Genomic DNA, 266 nt, shown 5'->3' on the forward strand with positions numbered 1-266 from the left:
TGCCTGAGCGGTGCACAACGGGTGAGGCGCCAAGCAGATGCGTTCCGGTGGGCGCCCAAAGCTCAAACGCGAGCGCTTGCGTGGTCAGCCGTCGGATAACCGCTTATTTTAACTGAGATTTTGCGTATTCCGCCAGCTTTCCGGCGAGATCGCCGACGGCCGCGAGCGCGTCGGCCCAGCGGATCGCATTGGCGTCCAGCGCGGCGCGGTGTTGCCAGAAATCGGCCCAGTCGGGCGTGCCGGCGCCGTTCCACGCATGCCAGAAC

The 266-nt window shown here is 65.4% G+C and carries 1 protein-coding gene; it reads right to left on the bottom strand.

What is annotated here, in order from left to right; genetic code table 11:
* Nucleotides 1–103 precede the first annotated feature (103 nt).
* The coding region (gene earP, locus AAEY79_RS15155; protein WP_352289281.1) for an elongation factor P maturation arginine rhamnosyltransferase EarP at nt 104–266 on the bottom strand (163 nt) is incomplete at its 5' end.

Origin of the sequence: Psychrobacter sp. GW64-MNA-CIBAN-0177, assembly GCF_040309585.1 — a bacterium.
Classification (GTDB): domain Bacteria; phylum Pseudomonadota; class Gammaproteobacteria; order Pseudomonadales; family Moraxellaceae; genus Psychrobacter; species Psychrobacter okhotskensis.